At 43.9% G+C, this 9,207-nt stretch carries 9 protein-coding genes; 3 read left to right on the forward strand and 6 right to left on the reverse strand.

The window, feature by feature from the left end; translation table 11 throughout:
* Positions 1-15 precede the first annotated feature (15 nt).
* Positions 16-540, reverse strand: coding sequence for a YceD family protein (locus ACGTN9_RS08600; RefSeq protein WP_499591922.1), 525 nt, complete (start codon positions 538-540; stop codon positions 16-18).
* Positions 541-1,614: 1,074 nt separating this feature from the next.
* Here ACGTN9_RS08600 and ACGTN9_RS08605 point away from each other — a divergent pair.
* Entirely contained in the window at positions 1,615-2,856 is a 1,242-nt protein-coding gene (locus ACGTN9_RS08605) for a nucleotidyltransferase (protein ID WP_499591923.1), read from the forward strand.
* Positions 2,857-2,903: 47 nt separating this feature from the next.
* On the opposite strand, the gene ACGTN9_RS08610 is transcribed toward ACGTN9_RS08605, so the two are convergent.
* Both ACGTN9_RS08610 and ACGTN9_RS08615 read right to left on the reverse strand, forming a co-directional pair.
* Positions 2,904-3,929, reverse strand: a complete 1,026-nt coding sequence (locus tag ACGTN9_RS08610; protein WP_499591924.1) for a SepM family pheromone-processing serine protease — start codon at positions 3,927-3,929, stop codon at positions 2,904-2,906.
* Between the two features lies 1 nt (position 3,930).
* Positions 3,931-4,713, reverse strand: a complete 783-nt coding sequence (locus tag ACGTN9_RS08615; RefSeq protein ID WP_499591925.1) for a patatin-like phospholipase family protein — start codon at positions 4,711-4,713, stop codon at positions 3,931-3,933.
* Between the two features lie 167 nt (positions 4,714-4,880).
* Here ACGTN9_RS08615 and ylbJ point away from each other — a divergent pair, with 167 nt between their 5' ends.
* A complete protein-coding gene (ylbJ, locus tag ACGTN9_RS08620; protein ID WP_499591926.1) occupies positions 4,881-6,098 on the forward strand; it encodes a sporulation integral membrane protein YlbJ in 1,218 nt (405 codons plus the stop codon).
* A 45-nt stretch (positions 6,099-6,143) separates the two neighbouring features.
* On the opposite strand, the gene coaD is transcribed toward ylbJ, so the two are convergent.
* Both coaD and rsmD read right to left on the reverse strand, forming a co-directional pair.
* Positions 6,144-6,626, reverse strand: coding sequence for a pantetheine-phosphate adenylyltransferase (gene coaD / locus ACGTN9_RS08625; protein ID WP_093046605.1), 483 nt, complete (start codon positions 6,624-6,626; stop codon positions 6,144-6,146).
* Between the two features lie 12 nt (positions 6,627-6,638).
* Positions 6,639-7,187: a 16S rRNA (guanine(966)-N(2))-methyltransferase RsmD gene (gene rsmD, locus ACGTN9_RS08630; RefSeq protein WP_499591927.1), complete on the reverse strand. Its 549-nt coding sequence runs from the start codon at positions 7,185-7,187 to the stop codon at positions 6,639-6,641.
* Between the two features lie 493 nt (positions 7,188-7,680).
* Between rsmD and ACGTN9_RS08635 the strand changes: the two genes are divergently transcribed.
* Positions 7,681-8,070, forward strand: coding sequence for a DUF7147 family protein (locus ACGTN9_RS08635; RefSeq protein WP_499591928.1), 390 nt, complete (start codon positions 7,681-7,683; stop codon positions 8,068-8,070).
* Between the two features lie 343 nt (positions 8,071-8,413).
* On the opposite strand, the gene ACGTN9_RS08640 is transcribed toward ACGTN9_RS08635, so the two are convergent.
* The coding region (locus ACGTN9_RS08640) for an IS4 family transposase (RefSeq protein WP_499591929.1) at positions 8,414-9,207 on the reverse strand (794 nt) is incomplete at its 5' end.

A 9,207-nucleotide genomic window follows, 5' to 3' on the forward strand; every position in this document is an offset into this window, starting at 1 on the left:
TCTATTGGGATTTTCTCAGTCTTCGTTTTGGTTATCATTGAGTAATGATTGCAGTTTAGCCATTCGAGGATCCACTTTTTTCTCCTGTGCTTCCTCGGTGACCAGTTGCCAGCCTTGACCTTCTTGTGGTGCCTGATCATATGCTTCCTGTTTTTCAGAAAACACGCGAAAAGGAACCTCCAAGAGTACATTTTCCTTTATATAAGGCGTCAAGTCAAGAACTTCTCCATCCACTGGATGAATTTCTGACTCATCCTCTTCCTCATAAAAAGGGGAAACGGAAAAGACTTCAATAGCATCAACGTGAAATGGATATTCTACATCGACCAGTGTGCGGGCACATGGAAGTATCATCTTCCCATCGATGGTGAATTGGAAAGTGATTTCTTCTCCTTGCATAGTAGCCTGCCCTTTCACATGGACCGGATCAATGCGGCGAATATCATTCTTCATTTCTTCTAGTTCACTAATATCTACATCATCTTCAAATACAAACGGCTCATCGCCGGCTTGCTTGAGTTTTTGTAGCGGAAATTTCATAAATATCACCTCATGGCAACAAGAGTAATTGTAAATATATTTTAACCTTTTGTCAACATATTTTCTTTACAGACATCAAAAGCGGAAGCGGCCGCTTAGCGACGAAGGAACTGGACGGCTCCGTATGAGATAAAGGAAACACGGAGAGCGGAGCGATCCGATGTTGACTTATCGTAAGGAGGAGCAGGAAGTTCTCAAGTCGCTGGCCGCTGTAGCTAGCCGAATCAAAAGCGGAGGTGACCGTTCATCGGCGTATGAACTGGACGACTCAGTCTTTATAGTCTGCCTTCCTCGCCTTTCTCAATTAGATCATATGTTTTTACTAAAATAACATATCTCCCTAAGCATTTGCGAATGATATCTGTTTGCTGAAGACTCAGCTTGGAGATAGTTGGGTCCGTTACTATGAAAGGAAAGGGATGGTATGGGAAACGACTCGCTTTCCTGCGGGGGATCTGGCAAGCTTCCTCGGGCTAAAGCCCTGCGGGATCTCGCCTAGCCCCTTCTCCCGCGGGAGTCTCGCCGTTTCCCTTCCCATCCAGCCATTTTTAAAGATAATCGGACCCTTCAATAAGAGAAAAAGTGTATAGCTGAAACCTTTATCTTGACGCATTTATAATAAAGAGGCCAATGTCTTTTTCCAACATCATAGAGTGATTCTATAAGCTACCCTACATCGCCTGGTTATTTTTGCTACAATAGCCTTATCGTACATAATGGATATACAACAAGTTTATTACTATTCCATTGATTCTGTTAAATCTCAAAAATGATTTCACAGTTAAGCTGATTTCGAGGGCTCCCCATGACTAGGGGCGTAGGTAAACGGTGAGACTCCTCGTAAATGCTACGCATTTCCTTCGTGCGTTGGTTAAGTCAAGGTGAAAATTCAAAGTCCTGTGGGAAATGCGGGATCGCTGAGGCCCCGGAAGACGAAGTCTGAGGAGGCTCAGCGCATGCCCGCGGAAAGGGAGTCGTTCCCTGCCGGATCCTTATTCAGACAAACTTCTCGAAATCAAGTCTTCAACTTTACGGCCCTATGGACAACATCAGCTTTAAACAGAACCAATTTTTATGAAAGGAACGGTGTCAATGAAAGCATGCGGACTAGTCGTCGAATATAACCCATTTCATTATGGTCACCTCCATCATTTAGAACAATCAAAAAAAGAAACAGATGCGGATTGTATGATTGCAGTCATGAGCGGACCCTTTCTGCAACGAGGCGAACCTGCCATCACCGACAAATGGTCCAGAGCCCGGGCAGCACTTGAATCGGGAATTGATTTAGTAGTCGAACTGCCTGCCATGTTTGCTGTCGAGCACAGCGACCTATTCAGTAAAGGGGCAATATTGACATTAAAAGAACTTGGTATTGATGCCTTATGCTTCGGAAGTGAACATGGAAATATAAAAAGCTTTATAGAAGCAGCTGACGCCTACAACGAAAACCAGGAAACATTTGACGCTTACCTTCACGAAGGATTATCCGCAGGGCTATCATTCCCGGAAGCTGCAAGGTCTGCTTATCGGTCGATAGGCCTTACCGAAGGGGAAGTCGACTTATCGAAACCGAATAATATACTTGGTTTTAGTTATGTCAAACAATTGATGAACTATGCCTCTGAAGTTAAAGCAACGACAATCCAACGAATCAATAATGATTACCATGACGAGAACATAACCGGGAATATCGCAAGCGCGACAAGCATCCGGAAGGAGCTTTTAAGGCACGGGGATATGACTCAAGAAGCCGCCAGAACGCTACCTGAAAGTACGAGACAGATGCTGGTGGATTATAAGCGTAAAACCAACATGTGGCACCAATGGGATCATTACTTCCCCTTTTTACATTATCGCATCTTGACGATGAGCAAACAGAAGCTTCGCACCATCCACACCGTCGAAGAAGGGTTGGAAAACCGCTTGAAACGCGTAGCCAAACAAGCAAATTCATTTCAGGAATTAATGGAAGGCATGAAAACAAAACGGTATACGTGGACCAGACTGCAGCGGATGTTTACCCATATCTTATGTAACAACACAGCGGAAGAAGCACAGCCACTTCTCTCCTTAGAAAAGATACCCTATGTAAGAATCCTTGGGATGAATGCCACAGGGCAGGAATATCTAAAAAAAGTACGGAAGCATGCGGATGTTCCCTTCATCAACCAAATCCAACAGCTGGACGACCCGCTGCTGGAAGTGGATGAACGAGCGGCTAATGCTTACTATAGTGTCCTGCCAACTCCACTGAAAGCTGAAATGATAAATCAGGAACTCCAGCCACCGATTCGAATCCATGCAACAAAATAAAAACTAAAGGAGCTGACAACCTTGTGGTTGACCAGCTCCTTTTACTTTCATTCGTTCGGTTCTATTTGGTTCAGATAGTCGAGCGCATCCTGGAAGGTATCAACCGGAACGATGTCCATGTCAGTTTCTATCTTCTGTGCTGTTTTCTGGGCAACTTCGTAGTTGGACCCTTCTTTGCCTTCATCATTCGGGGCGAAGAAAATGTCAGCACCAGCATTGTCAGCCGCTACCACCTTCTTATCGATGCCACCGATTCTTCCTACTTCGCCTTCATAGGATATCTCACCTGTTCCGGCTACTTTATATCCTTTGGTAATGTCCTCTTCCGTTAGTTGATCATAAATTTCCAGGGAGAACATTAAACCGGCGCTTGGCCCTCCGATTTCTCCGCTTTTGAACTGCACCTTAGGATTGACATCGACACTGCGATCTGTAACGAGGGTAATGCCGACTCCAACTTTATCTTTTTGGTCTGGAAAAGGGGCAAGTTCAATTTCTTTGACCATTTCCTCTCCATCCCGTTCGATGGTCAGCTTAACCGATTCGCCCTCTCCCATTTTATCTACATAATCCACTAAATCACTGGATTCAGTGACTTTCTTATCATCAACCCGGGTGATGCGGTCACCTGGTTTCAATTCTTCTTCTGCGGGCATCCCATCCAGCAAGTTCATTACATAGACACCTTCATATTGGATTTCTATGTCCTTACCTGCCGCTTTATAGGCTACAACCTGTGAAGCTTCCTGAGATGACTCCATCATTTGCAGCTGAGCATGATAATATTCACTTTCTGAAATTCCTTCGGGACGAATATCTTCCAGTGGATATATTTGATGGAACGGCCTGACTTTTGCCAACAGATACTGGATCGGTGTCGCCTGCCCTCCTCTTACCGTTACGAGGTGCATTTCCCCTTTACTGTCATAAGCTCCTTCAACCTGCACGACAGGATTGAGCTCTTCTGCTCCTCCAGGCTTATAAATATAAAAAGGCAACCGGTAGCCGCCTAAAAATAATGCTAATAAAACAGTAATGATTGCAGTGATAATATAACGCCTGCTTAATCTCATGCTAAGACTCCTTCCAATTGGCCAAAAGACCCTTGATGTTACTGATTTGGGCCTTTGCAGCTTTCTCCCCTTCTTTGATGATTTCTTCAATGTCTGTGAATGCTCTGGTACTGAAACGGGATACGTCCGGCTGAATCATGATATCTGCAGATACTCCCAAGTGAGTAACCAGCTCATCCTGCATGATATCAATACTTTGCGTGATGACATCATAGATAGAATTAATATCAGCATCGCCGCTGAATTGAGCACAGTCTACGGCAATTACCATATCTGCTCCCATTTCTTTCGCCACCGAGGCGGGAACCCGATCAATGACGCCGCCATCTATGTACAAGCGATCGTCTATTTTTTCAGGGACGAAAATTCCCGGTATGCTGATACTTGCTCGCACCGCATCGCTGGCATTACCTGTCATGAACACCCGTTTCGTACCTGCATAAAGGTCAGTAGCCACCACACCCATTGGGATAACAAATTCTTCAATTTTCTTATGGTATGTGAACAAACGGATATATTCTTTAATTCTCTTCCCCTGGATAAATCCCATCTTAGGAACGGTAAAATCCAGGTAATACTTTCTTTTAAAAGTAGCTGCAAGCTTATATAAATCCTCGATTTTCTGGCCTGCTGCATAAAAAGAGCCTACCAGCGCCCCCATACTGCTGCCCGCTATCAAATCGACAGGAATGTTGTGGTCATGCAAGGCTTTTATCACTCCCAGATGTGCAAAGCCTCGTGCTCCACCTGAACCTAAAGCCAGACCGATTGTTGGACGCTTCACTTATGATCTCTCCCTGATGGTATTTACAACTATTTTATGGCATATCTGGAGGCACTATGTGCATATCTTTAAAAGACGAACGTATGCTTGTCTTAATTGTAAACATTCTACTACGTATAAAAATAGAAGTACAGGAATCTGAATGCTTTTTTCTTAAGGAGGCGGACATGAAATCACAAGTGAAATCATTCATCCTCGCCCTATTCACCATTCTTTTCGCGATATTATTAATCAAATACCCAGACCAGGCTTTATCCGCCAGCATCCGGGGGTTGAATATGTGGTGGGAAATCGTATTTCCTTCCCTGCTTCCCTTTTTCATCATTTCTGAATTGATGATCGGGTTCGGAGTGGTTACGTTCATCGGTGTTTTATTCGAACCGATTATGCGGCCATTGTTTAATGTGCCTGGTTCGGGAAGTTTCGTATGGGCGATGGGAATGGCGAGCGGCTACCCATCAGGCGCCAAGATAACAGCAAGGCTTCGACAGGAAGGGCAATTATCCCGTATCGAAGCTGAGCGACTGGTTTCCTTCACGAACGCTTCCAACCCCTTATTTATTTTCGGAGCTATCGCTGTCGGCTTTTTCAATGATCCTTCCCTTGGTATTCTGCTTGCAGCAAGCCACTATGCCGGTAATACGATGGTCGGCCTTGTCATGCGCTTTTACTGCCGAAAAGACACTGGAAGCTCAAAAAAAAGTTCAGAAGGCTTTTCCCTGAAACGCGCCTTCCGTGAACTTCATAAAACTCGTATTAAGGACGAGCGGCCTTTCGGAAAAATGTTCGGAGATGCTGTTTTATCTTCTTTGCAAACCCTTTTGATGATTGGTGGTTTCATTATCATATTTTCTGTATTGAACAAACTTTTGTTCGTCACAGGCATCACCGAAGTCATTGCCGCCAGTTTCAGTTTTCTGTTGATGCTGCTTCACTTGCCTGAAGTGTTGAGCATCCCCATCTTTTCAGGACTGATGGAAATCACGATGGGTTCTCAGATGATTTCGCAATCCGGAGTAGAAATGCTCTATGCAGCTATTGCAGTCAGCTTCATTCTGGGTTTCAACGGTTTCTCCGTTCAGGCCCAGGTAGCGAGCATACTTGCCGAAACGGATGTACGTTTTCTCCCTTATTTCATCGGCCGCCTGATGCATGGGGTCTTTGCCAGCATATTATGTATCTTGCTTTTTCATCCCTTATACGTATCACAATCAGATGGGTCATCGGGGTCAGTACCTGTTTTATCAAAGATAGGAGCTCATAATTGGGCGATGGACTTATTGGAACAGTTATCCTACTATGGTCCGTTGATAACGATCGCAAGCCTGATGACGGGTTGTCTCATCCTATGGAAACAACGAAAAGAATCCCATAGTTTTAAATAATATAAAACCTGCCTTGATACGATCGGCAGGTTTTATTATTTCCCATTAACCTAAGTATTTTTCCTTTAAAGCAGCTTCAACAGGTGGAGGTACAAGATCAGAAACAGACGCTTGATATTTTGCCACCTCTTTGACAATACTGGAACTTAAAAATGAATACTGGTTATTGGTCATCATGAAGAATGTTTCAATTTCTTCATTCAGTTTTCTATTCATGGAAGTGATTTGCATCTCATATTCAAAATCACTGACGGCCCGAAGTCCGCGTAAAATCGCCTGGGCGTTCTTGCTCTGTGCGTATTCCATCAATAATCCTCCGCAGGAATCCACGGAAACGTTTTCAATATCCTTTGTGACTTCTTCAATCAGTGCCTTTCGTTCTTCCACATCGAATAGCGGGGCTTTTGATTGGTTATTGAAAACGGCGACGATGACATGGTCAAAAACTTTGGCACCTCTTTGGATGATATCGAGATGTCCATATGTAATCGGGTCGAAACTGCCTGGACAAATGGCAAGTCGTGTCATGCTAGATCCTCCTTACTGATATATACTGATGGCAATCGTACCACCATAGATTTCATGTTTGAATAATGGAATCCCTGCCAGCTGATCAGGCAAGTGTTCATCAGCATCATGCTCACAAATGATCATTCCATTTTCTTTCAACAACTGATGTTCGTTGATACCCTCGACCAGTTTCTCATAGGAAACTTTTTTATATGGAGGATCAAGGAATATCAAGTCAAAGCTCAAGCCACGTTTCCCTGCCGCCTTCATCGCCCTGAAAGCATCGGTACGAAACACCTCTGTCTGCTCTTCCAGTTTCAGAGCTTTCAGGTTGTCATAGATTGTCTGAATCGCTTTCGGGTGCTTATCGACAAAGACACAGTGGTCGATACCACGGCTGATCGCTTCGATTCCTAATCCCCCACTTCCAGCAAACAAATCAAGGGCCTGGCCACCTTCGAAAAAGGGACCGATGATTTGGAACAGCGCTTCCTTCACTTTATCCGTGGTCGGCCGGGTAAGCCGGTTGGGGACCGGGCGAAGTTGTCTTCCTTTATGTTCACCAGCAATCACTCTCATATGTATCCCCTCCTACAGCTATCAAGCTGATTCACTAAAAACGGCTCGCGCGTTGGCGAAGAGTTGTCGAATCATTCTCCATTATCCTACCACAAACTGTCTTTTTCGTGAAACTTCCTTTTAAACAAATAATTCATGAAGAATGTTGTATAAATTTAAAAGGAAGGGTTCATAATAACCAATGAAGCAGGAGGCAATGGCTTACTGCTTTAGAAGACGGAGAAGGCTTACATCCCCATAAGCCTTCCTCCGGTTTCTCCTCTCCCTTTGCTTTTTGTTTCTCCAAATCGGAAACAAAAAGACGGGCTGTCCGCTTATGCATATGGAGATATATGTCGAAAGGCAATGTCTTCACGCACTAGCCGGACAGCCCTATTTTTATTTTTCTCTCCCTTCTTCCATCCAGTATGATATTTTCTTTCCGTTCACAACTTTGCTATTCCATGCTAAAGTTAATGCGAAAGTACATTACATAAAATGAGGTGGCAAATAGATGAACCAGAAATTCATTGAATTGGGAGAAGGAACATCCGACTTATACGAGTTGATTGATATCGGTGATCATATGGCGGGTCGTATCAAACATATAATGACATTTTCGACAATTAAAAAAGGTCAGCAGGTTGTTTCTCTGGCGCTTGTCCTGGAACCATCCGGCACCGATAAATTCCAGCCAATTTATATATGCCGGGAAGGGGTCCCGGATCCGGAAGAAAAGAAAACCCAGCGTTATGAAATGTTCGAAGCTTTGGCAGAACGCCTTGAAAAAACGATCATTCCATTGACCGTGAAACCATCCGATGAATTTTATGAAACAGCGTTATATTACCAGCACTTGATCGGAATTCTCCGGATGAACCGTTACATCCCACCGATGAGCTAATGCTCCATCATCCTTATTACTTTGATTTTTCATAAGAGGCTTATTCAACTATCGATTCGTAAAGTCGAAGACTTGATTTCGAGATAATATTTGTGTTTAGGGGCTCCGGGAAACGGTTCGCTTTCCTGTGGGGGACCTGGCAAGCCTCCTCAGACTTCGTCTTCCGGGGTCTTGCCTAGATCCTTCTCCCACGGGAGTCTCACCGTTTCCCCATAACCGTCAAGCTAACAATGAGTGTTGCGAAAAGAGAGTTATGACCGATCTCTTTTTCAATATTTTTCCAACCATAACCTTAACTTTCACTATACAAATTCATCAATCCAAAAACACTGGCTTTAACGCCTTATTTATAAGCTATTCCTAAAATGTCAAACGGACTAGTATGCTTTTTCCTATGCTCTTTTCTTCCGTGTCGCCTGGCATTTTCAAAGATAGCTTCCATCAGCTTACATACACTCTTTGTATCGGATTGGCTGGGGGATACGAGGTACGGAAGTGCCTCTTTCACCAGATTCATGCACTTGTATTCACTTGCCTCTGTCTGGTGCTTCCAATACAAATAATATCGACACTGGAAGGTCATCATGGAAGAGAGAAGGATTTCAATTAACGTGCCGTATAAATGACATTCAAAACGTTCTTGTTTCATTTTTCGGATCTCATCAATTTCAAAGAGGGATTTCCAGGCTTTAAATAAGATCTCAACCTGCCACCTTATGGAATAAAGGGGATAAAGGTCTTGAGCGTTCAAATCTTCTTGTGTTACATTGGTGACAAGGATTTGAACATTATTTCTTTGTTTGGCAGAAAGGGTTTGGTGACCTTTCTGCCTTTTTAATTGTAACGCCCTCTCACGCCTTTTCTGTTGTTCCGGAGTAAGTTTCTGGGCTACAACGCGCCCTATGAATGAATTTCGTGGATCGCCCCCGACTTTGATGAACCCATAATCAACAGTTTCTCCTGTAGCCTTCGGCTTCAAGTCTTTTTCAGGCTTGATTTGAATCCACCCTTCTTTCGAACTACCCAACCAAAACTTTGTCTGGCTTGGAACCCTGCTTATATAGAAAGCTCCCATCTTCTCGATTTCCTTGATAAGGCTTGCCGAATAATACCCCAAATCACGCAGAAGAAGATCAC

The sequence above is a fragment of the Halobacillus sp. B23F22_5 genome (assembly GCF_043497085.1).
GTDB lineage: Bacteria > Bacillota > Bacilli > Bacillales > Halobacillaceae > Thalassobacillus.

What these genes read in the sequence shown, in the direction of transcription:
- ACGTN9_RS08605 (WP_499591923.1), top strand. Translation starts at nt 1,615, where the DNA reads ATGAAAGGAACGGTGTCAATGAAAGCATGCGGACTAGTCGTCGAATAT.
- ACGTN9_RS08635 (WP_499591928.1), top strand. Translation starts at nt 7,681, where the DNA reads ATGAACCAGAAATTCATTGAATTGGGAGAAGGAACATCCGACTTATAC.
- coaD (WP_093046605.1), bottom strand. Translation starts at nt 6,626, where the DNA reads ATGACACGACTTGCCATTTGTCCAGGCAGTTTCGACCCGATTACATAT.
- rsmD (WP_499591927.1), bottom strand. Translation starts at nt 7,187, where the DNA reads ATGAGAGTGATTGCTGGTGAACATAAAGGAAGACAACTTCGCCCGGTC.
- ACGTN9_RS08600 (WP_499591922.1), bottom strand. Translation starts at nt 540, where the DNA reads ATGAAATTTCCGCTACAAAAACTCAAGCAAGCCGGCGATGAGCCGTTT.
- ylbJ (WP_499591926.1), top strand. Translation starts at nt 4,881, where the DNA reads ATGAAATCACAAGTGAAATCATTCATCCTCGCCCTATTCACCATTCTT.
- ACGTN9_RS08610 (WP_499591924.1), bottom strand. Translation starts at nt 3,929, where the DNA reads ATGAGATTAAGCAGGCGTTATATTATCACTGCAATCATTACTGTTTTA.